Origin of the sequence: Paenibacillus sp. FSL W8-0194, assembly GCF_037969745.1 — a bacterium.
GTDB lineage: Bacteria > Bacillota > Bacilli > Paenibacillales > Paenibacillaceae > Paenibacillus_AQ > Paenibacillus_AQ cookii.
In genome coordinates this window covers 758,937-778,507 of the sequence record NZ_CP150205.1, presented here as the reverse complement: position 1 = coordinate 778,507, position 19,571 = coordinate 758,937, and the positions used below count along the sequence as shown (strand labels likewise).

18 protein-coding genes are annotated in these 19,571 nt (G+C 53.7%); 4 read left to right on the top strand and 14 right to left on the bottom strand.

Going from position 1 to position 19,571, the window contains the following annotated elements; translation table 11 throughout:
* Nucleotides 1–8 precede the first annotated feature (8 nt).
* The 3 genes from MKY58_RS03360 (at nt 9) to MKY58_RS03350 (ending at nt 3,897) form a co-directional block, all read left to right on the top strand.
* The gene (locus MKY58_RS03360; RefSeq protein ID WP_339323458.1) at nt 9–2,153 is read left to right on the top strand and encodes a hydantoinase/oxoprolinase family protein; all 2,145 of its coding nucleotides are present in this window, start codon (nt 9–11) and stop codon (nt 2,151–2,153) included.
* A 105-nt stretch (nt 2,154–2,258) separates the two neighbouring features.
* Entirely contained in the window at nt 2,259–2,939 is a 681-nt protein-coding gene (locus MKY58_RS03355; RefSeq protein ID WP_339323457.1) for a hypothetical protein, read from the top strand.
* A gap of 97 nt (nt 2,940–3,036) precedes the next feature.
* Nucleotides 3,037–3,897 carry a MurR/RpiR family transcriptional regulator gene (locus tag MKY58_RS03350; protein ID WP_339323456.1) on the top strand — a complete coding sequence of 287 codons (861 nt, stop codon included), beginning with the start codon at nt 3,037–3,039 and terminating at the stop codon, nt 3,895–3,897.
* Between the two features lie 232 nt (nt 3,898–4,129).
* On the opposite strand, the gene ilvA is transcribed toward MKY58_RS03350, so the two are convergent.
* From ilvA to MKY58_RS03325, 5 genes are all read right to left on the bottom strand, one after another.
* Nucleotides 4,130–5,443, bottom strand: coding sequence for a threonine ammonia-lyase IlvA (ilvA, locus tag MKY58_RS03345; protein ID WP_339323455.1), 1,314 nt, complete (start codon nt 5,441–5,443; stop codon nt 4,130–4,132).
* Nucleotides 5,444–5,643: 200 nt separating this feature from the next.
* Complete coding sequence (locus tag MKY58_RS03340; RefSeq protein WP_081992707.1) at nt 5,644–6,249, bottom strand: alpha/beta hydrolase; 606 nt, start codon at nt 6,247–6,249, stop codon at nt 5,644–5,646.
* A gap of 11 nt (nt 6,250–6,260) precedes the next feature.
* Nucleotides 6,261–7,214, bottom strand: a complete 954-nt coding sequence (locus MKY58_RS03335) for a ring-cleaving dioxygenase (RefSeq protein ID WP_339323454.1) — start codon at nt 7,212–7,214, stop codon at nt 6,261–6,263.
* Nucleotides 7,215–7,469: 255 nt separating this feature from the next.
* On the bottom strand, nt 7,470–8,303 hold the full coding sequence (locus MKY58_RS03330; RefSeq protein WP_339323453.1) for an SDR family NAD(P)-dependent oxidoreductase: 834 nt from the start codon (nt 8,301–8,303) through the stop codon (nt 7,470–7,472).
* A 212-nt stretch (nt 8,304–8,515) separates the two neighbouring features.
* Nucleotides 8,516–8,962, bottom strand: a complete 447-nt coding sequence (locus MKY58_RS03325) for a YbhB/YbcL family Raf kinase inhibitor-like protein (protein ID WP_339323452.1) — start codon at nt 8,960–8,962, stop codon at nt 8,516–8,518.
* A 253-nt stretch (nt 8,963–9,215) separates the two neighbouring features.
* Between MKY58_RS03325 and MKY58_RS03320 the strand changes: the two genes are divergently transcribed.
* Nucleotides 9,216–9,881, top strand: coding sequence for a GntR family transcriptional regulator (locus MKY58_RS03320; RefSeq protein WP_339323451.1), 666 nt, complete (start codon nt 9,216–9,218; stop codon nt 9,879–9,881).
* Between the two features lie 188 nt (nt 9,882–10,069).
* Here MKY58_RS03320 and MKY58_RS03315 read toward each other — a convergent pair whose 3' ends face one another.
* From MKY58_RS03315 to purM, 9 genes are all read right to left on the bottom strand, one after another.
* Entirely contained in the window at nt 10,070–10,804 is a 735-nt protein-coding gene (locus tag MKY58_RS03315; RefSeq protein ID WP_339323450.1) for an ABC transporter permease, read from the bottom strand.
* A 14-nt stretch (nt 10,805–10,818) separates the two neighbouring features.
* Nucleotides 10,819–11,526, bottom strand: coding sequence for an ABC transporter permease (locus MKY58_RS03310; RefSeq protein ID WP_339323449.1), 708 nt, complete (start codon nt 11,524–11,526; stop codon nt 10,819–10,821).
* Nucleotides 11,523–12,443: an ABC transporter ATP-binding protein gene (locus tag MKY58_RS03305; protein ID WP_212952447.1), complete on the bottom strand. Its 921-nt coding sequence runs from the start codon at nt 12,441–12,443 to the stop codon at nt 11,523–11,525. The genes MKY58_RS03310 and MKY58_RS03305 overlap by 4 nt, the downstream gene beginning before the upstream one ends.
* Before the next feature lie 101 nt (nt 12,444–12,544).
* A complete protein-coding gene (locus MKY58_RS03300) occupies nt 12,545–13,600 on the bottom strand; it encodes a HAMP domain-containing sensor histidine kinase (protein WP_339323448.1) in 1,056 nt (351 codons plus the stop codon).
* Nucleotides 13,601–13,604: 4 nt separating this feature from the next.
* Entirely contained in the window at nt 13,605–14,318 is a 714-nt protein-coding gene (locus tag MKY58_RS03295; RefSeq protein ID WP_339325035.1) for a response regulator transcription factor, read from the bottom strand.
* Between the two features lie 271 nt (nt 14,319–14,589).
* Nucleotides 14,590–15,864, bottom strand: coding sequence for a phosphoribosylamine--glycine ligase (gene purD, locus MKY58_RS03290; RefSeq protein WP_339323447.1), 1,275 nt, complete (start codon nt 15,862–15,864; stop codon nt 14,590–14,592).
* A 166-nt stretch (nt 15,865–16,030) separates the two neighbouring features.
* Nucleotides 16,031–17,578 carry a bifunctional phosphoribosylaminoimidazolecarboxamide formyltransferase/IMP cyclohydrolase gene (gene purH / locus MKY58_RS03285; RefSeq protein ID WP_339323446.1) on the bottom strand — a complete coding sequence of 516 codons (1,548 nt, stop codon included), beginning with the start codon at nt 17,576–17,578 and terminating at the stop codon, nt 16,031–16,033.
* Nucleotides 17,579–17,817: 239 nt separating this feature from the next.
* Nucleotides 17,818–18,432 (bottom strand): phosphoribosylglycinamide formyltransferase, encoded by a 615-nt coding sequence (gene purN, locus MKY58_RS03280; RefSeq protein WP_339323445.1) that lies wholly within the window; start codon nt 18,430–18,432, stop codon nt 17,818–17,820.
* On the bottom strand, nt 18,432–19,472 hold the full coding sequence (gene purM / locus MKY58_RS03275) for a phosphoribosylformylglycinamidine cyclo-ligase (protein WP_339323444.1): 1,041 nt from the start codon (nt 19,470–19,472) through the stop codon (nt 18,432–18,434). The genes purN and purM overlap by 1 nt, the downstream gene beginning before the upstream one ends.
* Nucleotides 19,473–19,571: the final 99 nt, after the last annotated feature.

Genomic DNA, 19,571 nt, shown 5'->3' with positions numbered 1-19,571 from the left:
AGGACATTATGCATAGACGAAAGGTCCGAGTAGGCATCGACGTCGGCGGCACGTTCACCGACGCGGCCTTGATCGACAACGAAACGTACGAAGTCATCGAAAAGATGAAAATACCGACGACCCATCATGACCCGGACGGCGTGGCGAAAGGGATCGTGCAAATTCTGAATCGCATTCTGAGCAGCAAAAGCATCGATCCCGAAGACGTCGTCTTTATCGCCCACGGCACCACGCAGGCGACAAACGCTTTGCTGGAGGGCGACGTGGCCCGCGTCGGTATCATCGGCATGGGCTCCGGCCTGGACGGCCTCAGCGCCCGCTCCGAATCCAATCCCGGGGATATCGAGCTTGCGCCGGGGAAATATCTGCAAACCTACCACACCTATCTCGATTCGAAAAACTTGACGGACGATCAGATCGAAGCCGCCATCGACGAGCTCATCCGGCAGGGCGCCGAAGTCATCGTCGCTTCCGAAGCCTACAGCGTCGACGATCCTGCCAACGAGCTCCGCGTCATCGAGCTTGCGGCCCGCAAAGGCGTGTATGCAACGGGCGGCCACGAAATCAGCCAGCTCTACGGCCTAAAAACCCGGACGCGCACCGCCGTGATCAACGCCTCGCTTATCCCCAAAATGATGGAGACCGCCAATATGACCGAAAAGTCCGTCAAAGACGCGAACATTTCGTCCCAGCTCATGATCATGCGCTGCGACGGCGGCGTCATGAGCATCGACGAGGTGCGGAAGCGGCCGATTCTGACGATGTTGTCCGGATTGGCTGCCGGGGTTGCCGGGGCGCTGATGTACGAGAAAATTTCGGACGGCATTTTCTTTGAAGTCGGCGGCACCAGCGTCGACATTTCCGTCATTAAAAACGGCAAGGTCATGATCAAAAACGCCGAGGTCGGCGGACACCGCACGTACCTGCAGTCCCTGGACGTCCGCACGCTTGGCATCGCCGGCGGCAGCATGATCAAGGTCTCGGGCGGGCGCATCGCCGACGTCGGTCCGCGCAGCGCGCATATTGCCGGCAAGGAATACGAAGCTTTTGCATCCGCCGACGATATCGCCAGCCCCGAGGTCCGCTTCATCAGCCCGCGGGCGGGCGACCCGGCCGAATACGCGGTCTGCGGATGCGCGAACGGAAAGGAATATGCCTACACCCTTGCCGGGGCCGCCAACATTCTCGGATACGTTCCGGAAGGCGACTATGCGAAAGGCAATAAAGAAGCGGCGCTGAAAGCCTGGGAGGCGCTTGCGGAATCCGTCGGTGTTAGCGTGGAGGAGGCGGCCAGACAGGCGATGGACATCGCCATCGATAAAACGATGAAAACCGTCAACGCGATGATCGAAGACTACGAGCTGGACCGCAGCTTCGTTACGCTGGTAGGCGGCGGCGGCAGCGGCGCGGTGCTTGTCCCGGCGATGGCCGAACGCGAAGGCTTCAAATGCCGGATCGCGAACAACGCCCCTTACGTCTCCACGATCGGCGTGGCGCTCGCCATGGTTAAGGAACAGTTGGAGCGGACCGTCGTCAATCCGACCGATGAGGATATCAAACGCATCCGGGCCGATATCGTCGAGCGGATCGTCAAGTCCGGAGCCTCCGAGGACACCGTGGAGGTGACGATCGAAATCGACAGCCAGAAAAATATTCTGCGGGCCGTCGCCACCGGCTCCACCGAGCTGCGTTCCAAGGATTTGGCCCGGGAAGCGATGTCCGAGGAAGACATGCGGACCATTGCCGCCGGTTCCATCGACAGTCCGGTGGAAACGACCGTACTTGCCGCACAAACCGGTCGTTGGCATCTGTTTGCCAGCGAAAGCGTAAAGAAGTCATTGTTCGGGCTGCTGAAGAAAAAATCCAATGCCGTCAGCGTTTTGGACCGCGAAGGCGTTGTCCGCTTCAAGAAAAACAATGTGCATTTTACGAAGCTGAATAAAGCCGCGCAGGAAGCGCTAAGCTCGTTTTTGGACGATAACACCATTTATTCCGACGCCAATGCCACGATTCCGAAGGTGTTTGTCTTTTACAAGGAAAAAATGCTGGATCTAACCGGCATGCAGACCAAAGAGCAGCTGTTGTCCATCCTGGAAATCGAAACCGAAATGCTTGCGCCGCAAGACGAAATGCTGGTTGTGGCTTATCAGTAAAACAGACAGCTTTGCGTGTGGATTCGGGTACATGATCGATTCAGGGATCTCGAAGTACATCTAACGTGGGGAAAATCTTCTAACTTAGCAAGGAGGTCGCCGCGAATGCCGGTTCAAACCACCCTTTTGCCCGACGGCTTGTCCGGTCTGTCCGATGAAGTTTTAGGCTGCATGGCGCTGAGGCAGGATCCTCTTTTTCACAAAATACCTCCTGCGAAAATTCCCTACTATGTCCATGAGTCGCTTCAGGCCGGACGTCTGGCGGCGGCAAAATATAAAGGCCTCGGCATTCGGGCGATGTGCAGGGACGCCGGCCTTCGCTATGAAATCACGGAAGCTTCCGGGACATTTCATAACGTCTCTTTTCGCGCGCAGATCGATTTTGCCAAAACGCCGCCGGAGATTATGTTGTACGCCTCTTCCCTGAAAGGCATGCAAGCGGTATGCCAGGAACTTCTTGGCGAACGGTGCGATACCGGCAAAAACGAGCTGGATCTTCTGGTCGATGTTCATTTGGCTCATGAGTTTTACCACTGGCTGGAGTACCGGGATCAGGTGTTTACGAATGAAAAGCTCGACAGGATCGAGGTTTTTAAGCTGGGACCGTTTACGAAAAAATCAAGCGTGGTGCAGTGCTGCGAGATCGCCGCTCATGCTTTTTGCAAAGATTTGCTTGCGCTCCCCTGCCTGCCCAATTTGCTGGACTATGCCTATTTGATCCGGGAGCGGAAGCTTTCGGCGGATGAGTTCATGCGGCAGATCGAAGCTTGTAAATATTGGATATGACGCTCTCTCCATACCTCACGCAGTATGATATAATGGGAAAAGTTATCGTCAGCCCCGCCGGATTAGTTTTTCCCGCGTTAGATCAGGAGGAGGTATCATGTCTTCACAGATTCCGGCCGTCATCGCCAAAATCGTATCCCAAACCCAAAAACTCACCTTCGGCGAAAACCAGATCGCCAATTTCGTTATACACAATCCGGATTTTATTACGCGCAACACGATTACGGCCATTGCCAATGAAATCGGCGTATCGGAAACGAGCATCAACCGCTTTTGCAAAAAAATCGGCTACAAGGGCTTTAACGATTTCAAGATCGCTTTTGCCCAGGACGCTTTTTATCGGGATATGCAGGCCAAGAAAAAAGAAAGACGGGAAATCAACCCGATCGATGCGCTGGCGCTCGATTATAACGAACTGATCGTCAATACGTCCGCGCTCGTTACCGAAGAGCAGCTTCGCCGCGTGGTGGATATGTTGAAGGGAGCACGGCGCATTTATATTATCGGGATGTTCGATTCGTACCTCGCCGCCATCGCCCTGAAGAACCGCTTGTCCATCATCGGCATTATGGCCGAGGCGGTCAATGACAGCCGTGCCATGAAGATCGCCGCCGCCCAGTGCGGCCAAGAAGACGCCGTTGTGGCCTTCTCCCGCTCCGGTTCGACGAAGGAAATCGTGGAGACGGTGGCGATCGCACAGGTCCATCAGGTCAAGACGATTGCCATCACCTGTTATGATTCGTCGCCGATTACGGAACATGCGGACGAGAACATCATCGTGCCGGATAAAATATCCGTGAATAACAGCGCGCTTCTGTCCAATCACATCACGTTCCTGTTTGTCGTCGATTTGATCATGAGCATTTTTATCTCCTCGGACAAGTCTTATTTGAAAAAGAAACTCGACAGCGAAGCCGTGCTGGCCAGCGATCAGTCGATGACGAATTATTATTTATAGCCCTGTTTCCCTTGCGGTAGATGCATTTTTTCAAGGAGTATATCATTATATGTCAGGATTTTGCGAGATTCGATTCCTGCCGCTCCAGGGTAGAATATATAGACAAACTAAACCGTTTCGCTCTATATATTGCTGATTGAAAGTCGCTCCTTGGATTTTTGCAAAATCCTCATGTAAAAAAAGCGTTCTTCCGGTATGCGGAAGGACGCCTTTTTTATTGTGCTGTTTGCGATCAGATCAAGATGTTATACAGATTCGAGTCCTTGTTCAGCTCGGTATACTGCAGCCCTTTGCGGTTCATGCGCTCGATCAGCGGCAGGTAGTCCTCTTTGCTGTTCAGCTCGATGCCGACGAGGGCCGGGCCGTTTTCCTTGTTATGCTTTTTCGTATATTCGAAGTTGGTGATGTCGTCGCCGGGGCCGAGCACGTCTTCGAGAAATTCGCGAAGCGCGCCGGAACGCTGCGGGAAATTGATCATGAAGTAATGTTTGATGCCTTCGTACATCAGGGAACGCTCCTTGATTTCCTGCATCCGGTCGATATCGTTGTTGCCGCCGCTGATGATGCAGACGACGTTTTTGCCCTGAATCTGCTCGCTGTACAGGTCCAGCGCGGCGACCGGCAGGGCGCCCGCCGGCTCCACGACGATCGCGTTTTCGTTGTACAGGTCAAGGATGGTCGTGCACGCTTTGCCTTCCGGCACCTTCACGATGTCGTCGAGCTTGCTCGCGCAAATCGCGTACGGCATGTCCCCTACCCGTTTGACCGCGGCCCCGTCGACGAATTTGTCGATCTCCTCCAGCGTCACCACTTCACGGCGCAGCAAAGCTTCGCTCATCGAAGCCGCTCCCGACGGCTCCACGCCGATCACCTTCGTCGAAGGGCTGACGGCTTTGATGTACAAGCCCACTCCCGCCGCCAGGCCGCCGCCGCCGATCGTTACGAATACGAAATCCGCCGGCACGTCCAGGCTCTCCATGATTTCCATTCCGACCGTGCCGTTGCCCGCGATAATTTTCGGGGCGTCGAACGGGTGGATAAACGTCATGCCCTGCTCTTTGCAAGCCTTCATCGCCTGCTCGAAAGCGTCATCGAACGTATCCCCGATCAGGATGACTTCGACGTTGCTGCCGCCGAAACGCTTCACCTGCTTGACCTTCTGGTTCGGCGTCGTGCTCGGCATATATATTTTGCCTTGGATGCCAAGGGCATTGCAGGAGAAAGCCACGCCTTGGGCATGGTTGCCCGCGCTTGCGCAGACGATGCCCCTTGCCCGCTCCTCATCCGTTAAGTTGCGGATCATGTTGTAAGCGCCGCGGATTTTAAAGGACCGCACCACCTGCAAATCTTCCCTTTTCAAATAGACGTTGCATTTGTATTTCGCCGACAGCACGGCATCGTGCTGAAGCGGCGTGCGCACGATCACCTCGCGCAGTACGTGATGGGCACGCACGATATCCTCCATCGAAACCGATTGGTCGCTGACTTCCGACGCCGGCGCCGTATTGGCAACGCCCGCAGCCGTTTCTTGCACATGTTCCTTCATTTTGTTCCCCTCACTCCATCAGCCCGCTTTTATCGCTTCCGGGCTTTGATTCTCGCCTTAAAAGTTTATTACTCAGTACCGTACCTTTTTTGCTGCCATTTTTCAAGAGTAATTTAGGAAAAACCGATATACGGAGATGGGATCGCCCGAACGCAAAAAACCTCCCGCCCCATGTCGGACAGGAGGTTCTCCCTTATAGATTAGAAACGGTTATCCAGCCAGTCGGAGGCGGCGTACAGCTCCCTTTTACTCAACTGATGGCCTTGGTTGTCCCAATGCACCTGAACCTCGGCTCCCGCTCCGGCCAGAAGCGACTGCAGTTCTTCCGTTTCGGACACGGAGCAGAGCGGGTCGTTTTTGCCTGCGCCGATAAAGACCGGAACCCCGGTCAGATCCGGCAGCTGCTTGCCGCGCAGCGGCACCATCGGATGGAGCAGCACCGCTCCCCACAGCGCATGTTCGTAATGGAACAGCAGGCTGGCGGCGATGTTGGCGCCGTTCGAGAAGCCGACGGCGATCATGCGCTCGCGCTGCAAGCCGTATTCCTTCGCCGCTTCGTCGAGAAAATCGTTCAGCTCTTTCGTGCGGAACACCAAATCCTCTTCGTCGAACACGCCTTCCGCCAACCGGCGGAAAAAGCGCGGCATGCCGTTTTCGAGCACGTTGCCGCGCACGCCCAGCACGGACGATTCCGGCGACAGCATCTCGGCCAGCGGCAGCAGGTCATGCTCGTTGCCCCCGGTGCCATGCAAAAGGACCAGCACCGGCGCAGCCGGATCGGAACCTTGTTTAAAAACATGTTTCATGCTTAGATTGCTCATTGAAATTCCCCCTTCACTTCACGTACTTCAATCTTGGTCAATATTTGTTCGATCAATTCGCGCTGCGGCTCGTACCATTCCGGCAGCATCAAATGCGTGCCCAGTTCCTCGAAAGTTTCGTCGCGGGCAAAGCCCGGAGGATCGGTCGCGATTTCGAACAAAATACCTCCCGGTTCACGGAAGTATATCGCATTAAAATACTGGCGGTCAATGACCGGCGTCGGCTGGAAGCCGATTTCCGCCAGCAGCGCGCGCCATTGTTCATGTTCTTCATAGTCTTTGGCCCGCCAGGCGATATGGTGCACCGTGCCTGCGCCGGGATCGCCCCACGGGGCATTTTCGGCGTTGACGTCGATGATGTTGCCGATGTCCCCGAATCCTTTAAAGCGAACAAGGCCGTTTTCTTCGGCCACGTGCTCGAGACCGAGCACTTTTTCCAGCACGAGCATCGTATTTTTCGAGGAGATGCTGCTGAGCATCGCGCCTCCAAAGCCTTTGATCGCATGTTCCGCCGGAATGCCGTTAAAGGACCAGCGGCTTGGCGCTCCTTCCTCGCGTTCCACGAGCTCGATTTGCAATCCCGATGGATCGAAGAAACGCAGGTAGCTCTCTCCGAACCGGGTCGTCGTTTCATGACGGATGCCAAAGGAATCGAGGCGTTTCGTCCAAAAGTCCTTGCTGCCGGCCGGAATAGCGTATACCGTAATACTTACTTGACCGCCGCCGATGACGCCCGTTCTCGCGTTGTCCTGCGGAAAAAACGTGATGATCGTGCCGGGGCTGCCGTTTTCGTTGCCAAAATATAAATGATATACTTCCGGCGCGTCAAAGTTAATCGTCTTTTTGACCAGTCTCAATCCGAGTACGCCGGCGTGAAAATCGACGTTTTGCTGCGCGTTATTGACGAATGCCGTAATATGGTGAATACCTGCCGTTTTTAGCATGGTCATAATACCTCCTTTTTGTAAAATCTTTAATTCAAGATTATTAATTATATAATATGTGATTTGAAGATAAATAGCAAGGGGTTTGATTTAGCGGGCCTGCCAACAATAAGTGAAAACCCTACGCGAAGTGAATCGTTGCTCACGAATCATAAAGTAAAAGACCGGAACTCCTTGTTCATCAAGGAATCCCGGTCTTTGATTCTCCAAAACATTCGTATATCGTTCAAAGTCCGCAGCGCCACTTGTTCCACTGGGCTATCATTGCGGCTGCCTTGTTTGATCCAAACCGGTCAAGCGCGCGCTGAGATCCCACAGCCTGCGGCGAAATGGGCCGTCATAGGCTTGCTTGTCGGCAGCTGCTTCCCTTTTGCGATCGAAGTATTTCCCCGTCACTCCTTCGAGTTCGGCCGAAACAGCCAAATGGACGACCGCATCTGCTCCGGTATGAACGCTGCCCAGCGGAGTAACTCCGCTTTCGCGCACCATTTTCGTATCGAGGTACGTTCCGGGATGCAAGCAGTTGCTGGTGATCCCGGAACTCCGGAAAGTTTCGGCCAACTCGAACGTGAACGCTACGAGTGCCAGCTTGCTTTGCTGATAGGCCGCTAACGGCGAATAACCTCGTTCCAGCATCAAGTCGGATAGATCGATCCGTTTCTGACTTGCGGACGCAACATTCACGACCCGCGCCGAATTAGCCTCCAACATGGGCAGCAGCAAACCGGTCAGCAGAAACGGGGCCAAATAATTGACGGCAAGCATAAGCTCATATCCGTCCCGGCTTAAGGCGCGCGCTCCTGATCCACCGGTACCCGCGTTGTTGATCAGCGCATCGAGACCGGCATACTCGGCCTGTACCTCCGCTGCGAACCGCCGCACTTCGGCAAGCGACGAAAAGTCCGCCTTATGAAAACGAATGTTTTCGTTTCCCGTGAACCGGACGATCTGATCCACAGCAGCCCTTCCCCGCTCGCCATTTCTCCCGTGCACAATAACGGTCGCTCCCCGCGACGCCAAATCGATCGCGGTCTGTTTGCCGATGCCGTCCGTCGCTCCCGTCACAAGAATCGTTTGTTCATGGATCGGCTTCATGATGCTCCCGCCTTCTTAATGGCAATTTTGTTTTTGATTTTGCTCCCACAGCCGCAAATGATCGTATGCTTCAAATTTTTAATCGGTTGGCGGCATACGGGACATACAATTCGATGACGAACCGTTTTGCTTCACCTCTCCTTCCTTATATGACGATGCTCCGGTTGAAGCATCTGGCGTTTCTCCCCCTTTGCAGCATGCGGATCATGGGGTTACTTCATTTCCCCTGTTGCCATGAGGACTGCTCTCCCCAGCGTATGACCCAGCATGGTGAATCCCAGGAGAGCCGGCGTGGCGCTTGGGTCAACGCCGATCTTCTCGACATCCAGCGCATGGACGACAAAATAATACCGATGAGGACCGTGTCCGGCTGGAGGCGCCGCACCGATAAACCGTTCAAGCCGCAAATCGTTCGGCAGTTGCAAGGCGCCTTGCGGCAAGCCGCTGCCATGCTCGTCGCCTGCGCCGGTCGGCAGCTCGGTAACGCCGGCAGGGATGTTGATGACCGCCCAGTGCCACAGGCCCGATCCGGTCGGGGCATCGGGGTCATACGCGGTAACGGCGAAGCTCTTCGTGCCTTCGGGCGCACCCGACCATTTCAAATGAGGCGAAAGATCTTTGCCCCCCTCCACTCCAGACGCGTATTGCTGGGGAGGCAAGGGAAAGCCCTCCACAATATCGTTACTCGTTACCTGAAAGGCTGCGACTTCCGGCAATTTGGCAAATGGGTTGTTGTTCACTGTAGATTCCTCCTTTTTTTGTATGACTCGATTATATATACAAGAATCGATTCTGTAAATATAAATATTTTTATGTTTTGATTTTCGAATTTCTGCTTGTTTTTTTATAGGTTTCAGTGTAAATTATTTAAACGTGGATATTCCCGATGTTATAAAGGATGGTGTCGGCTTCATGGCGAAAAGAAACGGTTCGTCCACTTTAAGTGAAAATGTTACAAAGAAACTCCGGCATGATATTTTGGCCGGGAAATATGAACCGGGCTCTCCATTAACCGTTTCGGAACTAACCAAAAGTTTCGATGTCTCGGTTGCCGTCGTTCGGGAAGCTCTAACACGGTTAGCGGCCCAAGGCCTCGTTTTGCAAAACCCGAATCACGGCTTTTCCGTGAAAACGGCGTCGGAAGAAGAATTGAAAAGCATCATAGAAGCGCGGTTGATCAATGAATCCGCAGCATTACGCCTGTCCATCGCCCATGGCGATCTCACCTGGGAATCCAATGTCATCGCCCTTCACCACAAATTATCGCAAACGGCCGAATACGAGGAAGTGGATCAAAAGCTTGCCATTCTCGAAGAGTGGTCCGACATCCACCGTCAATTTCATTACCAGCTTATCGCCGCATGTCCGAATTTACTTCTCCTTGATATCTGCAGACGCCTTTGGGATTTGAGCGAATTTTATCGACATTGGTCGTTCCAACAGCAGCCAACTCGCGATGGCCGCGCCGAACACAAGGCATTAACCGATGCCGTTCTTAGCCGCGACAGCGAGCGTGCCGTCGACATCTTTAGAACGCACATCCAACTCACTGCGGACAACCTGCTTGACAATCTATAACGAGGCAAAATAAAACACCTTCAAAAACATGCAACCATCTCTTTAAGGTATGGAGGCATCTTTGAAGGTGTTTTTTTCGAGGTAACAAGAGTCAGCTGCCTGGTGGAAATAACGATAAATGCGAAAAGGCATCACCATGAGCATACCCCGAAAGGTTACGCCCGCTGATCATGCCACAATCGATCATGTTATAACCAGTCTCTTTTTTCAAAAAAGCGCTGCCCGACAAGCAAATAAGCCGCTCCCGTCACCAACGTAATGGCCCATAAGCTGTATGGTTCGACCCTTGGGGCATAGATGGCCGCCTGCGGCATCATCACATAATAGGGAATCGTAAACGGAAGCCAGGCTCCGATCGCGGAATGAAACCCGGTCAGCACGATGTTCGGCACGACATAACCTACGGACAACGCCAGGGAAGCGCCGAAACTGCGCACTTTAATGGAAACGATCAGCTGCAGGGCCGCGAGCGGCAGAATGCCGATCCATCCCCCAAGTCCGGTATACAGCAACGTTCCCCAAGGAATGCTTCCCGGAGCACCCGCCAGCTTGCCTGCGGCAAGGTAGCCCAACATGAATACAAGTTGCACCAATGCCAGAATCCCGATTAACACCAAGTATTTGGCATAGAATACGTTATGCCGCGGACCGGGAGATCCAAGCACGATCTTCCAGCCCCCGTCCCGGTGCTCGTACATACACAATAAGGAAGCCAGAATCCCGCAATAGAGGGGATAGAAAAACATAGAATGAAGATTCACGCTGTGGATATAAAGGGTCGTCCAGCTCGGCGCGAAAAATTCCTTCAGGCTTTGGAGCTGCTCCACGCCCATGGCTGCATTGATCAGCGTATCCAGCAAAGCCAGCAAAAAAACAATGTTCCATTGGGTTTTCATCGCTTCGGCACGCAAAAGCATTTTCATGTCTTCCGTTCCTCCTATTCAAACTCTCTTCTGGCGAACATGAAAGCTCCCAGGATCGACAACCATAATCCCATGCCTAGCGATATCCAAATCCACTGGACATGACCGGGAATAAGCGGACTGGATAAAGCGGGATATGACCAAGGAAGAAGATGAATGATGAAAGAACTGCTTCGGGCCAAAAACAGGCTGGAAATGGAGCCGAATATTCCTATAGCCAGCGGCAGCGCTTGATTGGAAAACACGGTGGAAAACCACAGCTGGATCGCCATCATCGGCAGGGAAGACAAGCAGACGAAAAGCGGCTGTAAGATCAGGATTTTCCACGGCAGCGGTTCGCTCGTATATAAAAACCAAATGATGCACATGCCCACGACCGTAATCGCCACGGTGCACAGCTGCAAAATGAAAATCCACAGCAATTTCGCCAGATAAACCGATCCTTTGGGGATCGGCATGGCCAGCAGCTGCTTCCAAGCCTTCGTTTCGTGCTCCGTACCTGCCATTATGCTGGCAAGAATCGTAATGCCCAATAAAAAAACAAACGAGATAAACATATACATGACGGCAAAACCCGCATAGACTCCCCCGGGTCCTTGCCGAAAATAGAGATACCATTCGAGCGCCGTCATGCTGATTAAAATGATGCCTTGAAAAAAAGGGATCAAGCGGCATAACCTCTTCAGTTTGAGGCCTTCGGCACGGATCAGCTCCATATTCATAAGCTTTGCTCCTGCCCGGTCAATTCAAGGAAAATTTCTTCAAGGGTCTTTTTCTTCTCCGTTACCCTGTAGACATCATGCCGCCGTCCAACAAGATATCGGATCATTTCGGCCGATTCCTTCCGACCGGTTACGGAGGTTCTAAGCTGACCTGTCGCTGCATCCGGCTCCGCATCCCATCCGTTGTCGTTTAAGGCAGCCGCGGCTTCCATAGGCCGGTCGATTTCCATCCATACATAAGGCCTGCTTCGTTCGGTCAATTCCTGAAGCGGCCCTTGGAAGATCAATTCTCCATGGTTAATAATCCCTACATAGGTGGCCACCTGCTCAATTTCACTCAAGAGGTGGCTGGAGAGCAAAACCGTGATGTCAAAGTCACGGGGCAGCCGCGTAATCAGCTCGCGGATTTCTTGTATGCCGGATGGGTCCAAGCCGTTCGTCGGCTCGTCCAGAATCAGCAGCTTGGGCTTTGTAATCAGCGCCATCGCAATGCCCAGCCGCTGTTTCATGCCAAGGGAATACCCCTTCACCGGACGATGGGCGGCTTGCTCCAGCCGGACCCATTGCAACACCTCGTTGATTCTGGATTCCGGAATCCCGTGCATCAGTGTTACGATTTTCAGATTTTTATAGCCTGAAAGATGGGCATAGTAAGACGGAGATTCGACGAGCGATCCCACATCTTTTAATATCTCCATTCGGTTTTTGTTCAGATCTTTGCCCAAAATGCGGATATCTCCGGACGAAGCGCGTATCAAACCAAGGAGCATCCGGATCGTGGTTGTTTTCCCGGCTCCGTTCGGCCCCAAAAATCCATAGATCTCCCGCTTCGGAACCTTCAGGTCAATCCGCTTCACCGTCTCCCGTTGTCCAAACCTTCGCGTTAGCTGATGGGTGTCGATTGCATAATCCGTCATTGTTTATTCCTCCTGCTTGCATCTTAACCAACATCTCAAGTGTAGCAATGCAGGGTAAATAACAGGTAAACAAGGAATAAACGGCAGCCTAATTCATCGGCCTAACTCGGCAATGTGATCTCAACCCGGGTGCCCCCGCCGTCGGCCCTCATGATGTTCATCCGTCCGGAATGCGCTTCGACAAAGGCTCTGGCGATCGCGATCCCTTTGCCGGAATGAACCATCCCCTCCTTCAGCACGCCCTCGCCGATCCCGACTCCATTGTCCTCGATCACAATGAACCCGCTGTTATCTCGAACTGCAAATTCGCATGTAACCTGAGTTCCGGGAGGATTATGTATCACGGCGTTCATCAGTACGTTTTGAATGGCTCTCCCGAGCAGCTTGCTGTCAAAATCCATCCTATACATGCTTTCCGAAGCCGTAAAAGTAAACAGGGTATGCTCCGCCAAAGGATGGTTTGCGATATCGATGACCACATCGCGCAGAAAATTCACCACATCTTCCCTTTTGCGGTCCATGGGAAATGGCTCTACCGGCCAGCGGTTCGTATGATTCAAATCCTGGATCAGCCTTTTGATGTCGGCCGTCTTATCGCTGATCTGCCTGCTGAAATTCGACTTTTCTTCATCTGTCCAATGATACTCGGCTGCGGTTAACATGTGGGCGTAGCCCTCAATATAGGACAGCGGCGTTTTCAGGTCGTGACTGATGGACGAAATCCACTCCTGCTTTTTGGCTTCCATATTCAGCCGATCCGCTTCGCTCTGACGCAGCTGCTCCGATAACTGGCTCATCTCCTCCAACAATTCCTTGTATAACGCATAAGGATAACGATAGCTTTTTTCGTGTACGGCACCCTTGGATTGCTTCCGAACATGGTCCTCGGGCTGTTGGTAGTTCCCATCGTATAAACGGTGGATCCAACGAATGAAATAGATCAGGGGTTTGCCAACGCTCCAGCCGCAAGCCAAAATAAATAAGACGATTTGAATGAGCCCAATTGAAAACAGTAATGTTCTAGTGGATATGAACTGCAGCGGAGTTATGACTTCCCGAAGATAAATAAGGACAATCGCAAGTATAATAAAACTAGCAACGGAAGCCGCCACCAACACGAGGGTAAACTGAATAAAACGAATCGCCATTTTGATCATGGCTTCATTCCTGCCCCTTCCTCGGGGCAACCATTTTGTAGCCAAGCCCCCTGACGTTCACAAGAAAGCGGGGATGGCCCGGGTCGGGTTCAATCTTTTTCCGCAGCCGGGAGATATGGATCACAACGGTCTTCTCATCTCCGAGATAAGGCTCGTTCCAGACCGCTTCGTATAAGTGGCGCGTGCTGAAAATACGGTTCGGATGACGGCATAAAAATACGAGCAGTTCCCATTCGCGGGCCGGGCATTCCATCCGCTTCCCGTCTACGATGAGCTCCCCGGCCTCAGGCTCAACCCGGAAATAGTTGTAATCCAATATCGCTGGCTGGGCCGCCGCTTTTTCTTCCCGCATCTTGTATTTCAAACGGGCTTTAATGCGGGCGACAACCTCCAAAGGGTTAAACGGTTTGGTGATATAATCGTCCCCGCCGATCCCAAACCCCATCAGCTTGTCCAAATCGGTGTCCCTGGCGGTCAAAAAAAGAATCGGCGCTTCGGTCATTTTGCGCATTTTCCGGCACACCTCGAAGCCGTCTTCATCCGGAAGCATCACATCCAGCACGATGACATCGACCGTGAGCACGGCCAACATTTGGAGCGCTTCGCTTCCGGTCCCCACGCTGCGAATCTGCCGAAAACCTTCCTTTTTCAATACGGCTGTCAGCATGTCGCACAACCCCTGCTCATCGTCCACCAACAATATGGAAATTTGATCGATAAAGTTTTTCTCCATCACTCTGAGTTCCTTTTGGTTCGACATCGTATTTAGCCGATGCCCGGATCATCCGTTTGCGGATCGGCCAATACAAGTATTATATAACGGAAAAGGAATAAAGAGGAAATTTGTCGTTAGTGTTTGTTTCGGCAGCAATCAAACGATGAAAATGATTCAAACCCTCCTCCTTTCTACGCGCAAAAAGGAGCCTTCGTTGACGAAGACTCCTTTTACAGATTTCCCATATTCCTCTTAATTTAACGGGGTTAATCCTTTACACCAACGCTTTGGCGGCAATGTCCGTGCGGTTCTGCTTGCCCTCGAACGTAATCCGCTCCGCTTTTTCGTAAGCTTTTTGGCGGGCTTCGGCGATATCGGCACCCAGTCCGACGACGCCGAGCACACGTCCGCCGCTTGTGACGTATTGCCCCTGCTCATTCAAAGCCGTGCCGGCATGGAACACGACCGCGTCTTCTTCGTCCGTCGACGGTTCGAGACCGTTGATCGGCCGCCCTTTCGGGTAAGAACCCGGGTACCCTTCGGAAGCAAGAATGACGCAAACGGCGGCGCGGTCGCTCCATTCGATATCGACATCCGCCAGCGTGCCGTTGACGGCCGCGAGGAAAATGTCGAGCAGATCGCTTTTCAGCCGCGGCAGCACCACCTGCGTTTCGGGATCGCCGAAACGGGCGTTGAACTCCACCGTCGTCGGCGTGCCGTCCGGCTGGATCATCAGCCCCGCGAACAGGACGCCGCGGAACGGACGGCCTTCGGCCACCAACGCTTTCGCGGTCGGTTTGACGATGGTTTCGATCGCTTTCTCCACGATGGCCGGATCGATATGCGGCAGCGGCGAATAGGTGCCCATGCCGCCGGTATTCGGCCCTCGGTCGCCGTCGAAGATCGGCTTATGGTCCTGGGCCGCCGGCATCGGTCGTACCGTCTCCCCGTCGACAAAGGACAGGATCGACATTTCCTGGCCTTCGAGGAACTGCTCGATGACGACCTGCGCGCCGGATTCGCCGAACACTTTGGCGACCATGATGTCGTGAAGGGCCTGCCGCGCTTCCTCCATCGTGCGGGCGACCGTCACGCCTTTGCCGGCTGCAAGCCCGTCCGCTTTGATGACGATCGGCGCCTGCTGCGTATTCAAATAAGCCAACGCGGCTTCATGGTTGTCGAATTTTTCGTAAGAGGCCGTCGGGATGCCGTATTTATGAAGCAGATCCTTCATGAACGTTTTGCTGCCTTCGATTTCCGCCGCGTTTTTGCGCGGTCCGAACACCGGAATGTTTTTCGCTTCAAACGCATCGACGATGCCGTCCGCCAGCGGATCATCCGGTCCGACAACGACCAGGCCTACGTTTTTGTCGGCTGCAAAAGCCGTCAGCTTGTCGAATTCATGTACGGCAATCGGCACGCACTCCGCGATTTGCCCGATGCCGGCATTTCCCGGCGCGCAGTAAATCGTTCCCGCTTTGGGGCTTTTCCGCAGCGCCCAGACGATCGCATGCTCCCGGCCCCCGCCGCCAATGACCAAAATATCCATGTTTCACCTCCTGTAGTTCCCATGTATTATTCAGGCCCCGCCCGCATTCGCTTTAAAACGGCAGCAGGCGGAGCCCGATCTCAAGTTTCATATGTCGTTTCTGATATGCCAAGTCCGGCTTTTAGTCGCAAAGTGCATATAACATTGGCCGTTCGCCGAATGAAGTTTAATGTTTAAAATGTCTAACGCCCGTAAACACCATGGCGATGCCATGCTCGTTTGCGACTTTGATCGACTCTTCGTCGCGGACGGAGCCGCCCGGCTGAATCACGGCCGTGATGCCTGCTTTGGCTGCAAGCTCCAGCGTGTCGCCCATCGGGAAAAAGGCATCGGAAGCCAAGACGGCGCCTTTTGCTTTTTCTCCGGCTTGCTCAATGGCGATTTTCGCCGCACCGACGCGGTTCATTTGCCCGGCGCCGACGCCGACGGTCATGTTGTCCGCAGCGAGCACGATCGCATTGGATTTGACGTGCTTCACGACTTTCCACCCGAACAGCAGCTGCTTGAGTTCTTCCGGCGTCGGTTGACGTTCGGTCACAACTTTGAGGTCGGCCTCATCCAGCGCGTGCACGTCGCTTTCCTGTACGACCATGCCGCCGTCGATGGACGTAACGACAAAGCTGCTTTTGCGTTCTTTGGAGGATCCGAATTCGCCCATTTTGAGGAGACGGATGTTTTTCTTTTTCGTCAAAATGTCGAGCGCTTCCTCGGTGAAGCCCGGAGCCAGGATGATTTCGAGGAAAATTTCGCTCAGCAGCTTCGCGGTATCGCTGTCGATGATCCGGTTCGCCGCGACGATGCCGCCGAAAATCGAGGTCGGATCCGCGCTGTACGCTTTTTCGTAAGCTTCCAAGATGCTTTCGCCCACGCCGACGCCGCAAGGGTTCATGTGCTTCACGGCGACGACCGCCGGTTCGTCGAATTCTTTCACGATTTGCAGCGCTGCATTGGCATCATTGATGTTGTTATACGATAATTCCTTCCCATGAAGCTGCTCCGCCGTCGTCAGCGTGCCGGATGGAGCCAGAGGTTTGCGGTAAAAAGCCGCTTTTTGATGCGGATTTTCCCCATAGCGGAGGTCCTGGATTTTCTCGTAGGTCACGGTAAAACGTTCCGGCAGCGGATCGCCGGTCACGTTCGACAAATAATCGGCGATCAGGGCGTCGTATGCGCCTGTATGGCGGAAGACTTTGGCTGCAAGCTGTTTGCGCGTCTCCAGGGTGGTGTCCCCTTGCTCGCGGATTTGCTCGATCACGGTGCTGTAATCGCACGAATCCACGACGACCGTTACGAACGCATGGTTTTTGGCAGCCGAACGGAGCATGGTCGGTCCGCCGATGTCGATGTTTTCGATGGCGTCTTCATACGTCACATCCGGTTTTGCGATCGTTTCCTGGAACGGATACAGGTTAACGACAACGAGATCGATATAACCCAGCCCCAAATCCTTCATCTGCTGCTGATGATCCGCGCTGTCGCGAATAGCCAGCAGGCCGCTGTGAACCGCGGGATGAAGCGTTTTGACGCGTCCGTCCAAAATTTCGGGAAACCCCGTCACGTCGGAAATGCCGATCACCGGCACGCCTTCTTTTGCCAAAAGGCTTTTGGTTCCGCCCGTTGAAATGATTTCCACGCCCAGTGCAGACAGCTCGCGGCAAAAATCTACGATGCCTGTTTTATCCGAAACGCTTACCAGCGCTCTTTTCATACCCACAATATGCTCCTCCTTTGTCGTAGAGGATGGTGGAAATTCCTCGATCACGGCTTTGCGGGCCGCTTTTCCATCATCCTCGCGTTAATACGCTAACATTCGGGTGATCGTTTTTTATTTCCCGAGAAATATCGAATGGTCTCCGTGTTTCTCTCCTCAACATGCCGGTCATGACAAAACATCGGATTATTCACATTCCTTAGCCGAACTTGTCGTCTCCTTCAACGAAAAATGCATCTAAATCATTCCACGATTGTAACCTGTCTGCCTTCCAGCTTGACCCGTCCTTGGGCAAACCAGGATACGACCTCGGGATACAGTTCTCTCTCCACGGCATGGACCGCTTGCGCAAAAGACTCCGGCGTTTCGCCAGATGCGATCGGAATCGCCGCCTGAGCGATAATCGGCCCCGTGTCCATCCCTTCGTCGACAAAATGAACCGTCACGCCGCTTACTTTTACGCCGTATGCCAAAGCCTGTCCAATCGCGTCTTTCCCGGGAAATGCCGGCAGCAACGACGGGTGGATGTTGATGAGGCGTCCGCTGAATTTTTCGACGATCACGGGCGTCAGCAGCCGCATGTATCCCGCAAGCACGACAAGATCCACGCCATGCGCCTCAAGCTGTTCGACGATTAGGCGTTCGTAAGCTTCCCGGGACTCGTAATCCTTCGGTTTGAACAGGAAAGCGGGGATGCCCAGCCGCTCGGCACGTCCCACGACAGGCGCCGACGGTTTGTCGCAAACGAGCAGCGCGATTTCGGCTTTGCCCAGCCTGCCTGCATCTGCCGCTTCGGCCAACGCTTGAAAATTGCTGCCCTCGCCCGAAGCAAATACGGCGATACGGTAAACGCCCATTAAACGTCAGCCCCCGTAAACGTCACGATCGATTCGCCCGCCGTCACTTTGCCGATGATGTAGGCCTCTTCCCCTTGTTCCTTCAAAAAGCCGACCGCTTTTTCCGCGTCTTCAGCCTTGACGACAAGAACCAGCCCGATGCCCATATTAAACGTCGTAAACATATCGCGGTTTGAAATGGAGCCTTTGCGCTGCATCAGCTCAAAGATCGGCAGAATCGGCCAGGAGCCGTATTCGATGTCGACGTTGACGTGATCCGGCAGCATCCGCGGAATATTTTCGATGAACCCGCCGCCGGTGATGTGCGCCATGCCTTTGACCGGCAGCTGCTCCAGCAGGGCCAGCAGCGGTTTGACGTAGATTTTCGTAGGCGCAAGAAGCGTGTCTCCCAAGGTGCCTCCCAGCTCCGGAATTGAATCCTGCAGGCTGTAACCCTCCTGCTCAAGGAGTAGCTTGCGAACCAGAGAAAAGCCGTTGCTGTGCACGCCGCTGGACGAAAGTCCGATCACCGCGTCGCCGGGGGCAATGTCCGCGCCGTTAATGATTTTGCTTTTGTCGACGACGCCGACGGTGAAGCCGGCAATGTCGTATTCGCCTTCGGCGTACATGCCGGGCATCTCAGCCGTTTCGCCGCCGATCAGCGCGCAGCCGGCTTGATGGCAGCCTTCGGCGATGCCGGCCACGATGGCTTCGATTTTTTCGGGCACGACTTTGTCGCACGCGAGATAATCCAGGAAAAACAGCGGTTCGGCGCCCTGCACGACGATATCGTTGACGCACATGGCGACGGCATCGATCCCGATCGTATCGTGGCGGTCCATCGCAAAGGCGATTTTCAGCTTCGTGCCGACTCCGTCCGTGCCCGACACGAGCACCGGTTCCTCATATTTCTCCTTGTTTAATCCGAACAATGCACCGAAGCCGCCGAGATCGGTCATCACTTCGGGACGGAACGTCCGTTTCACGTGCTTTTTCATGCGTTCTACCGCTTCATTCCCTGCCGCGATATCGACGCCGGCGTTTTTGTAGGCCTCAGACACTTCCCACGACACTTCCCTTCCATTTTATATCAATGATTGATGAAAACGAGCGTTAACGTATACGTGATAAAATTTTTATCTGATGAACTTTCACGGCTG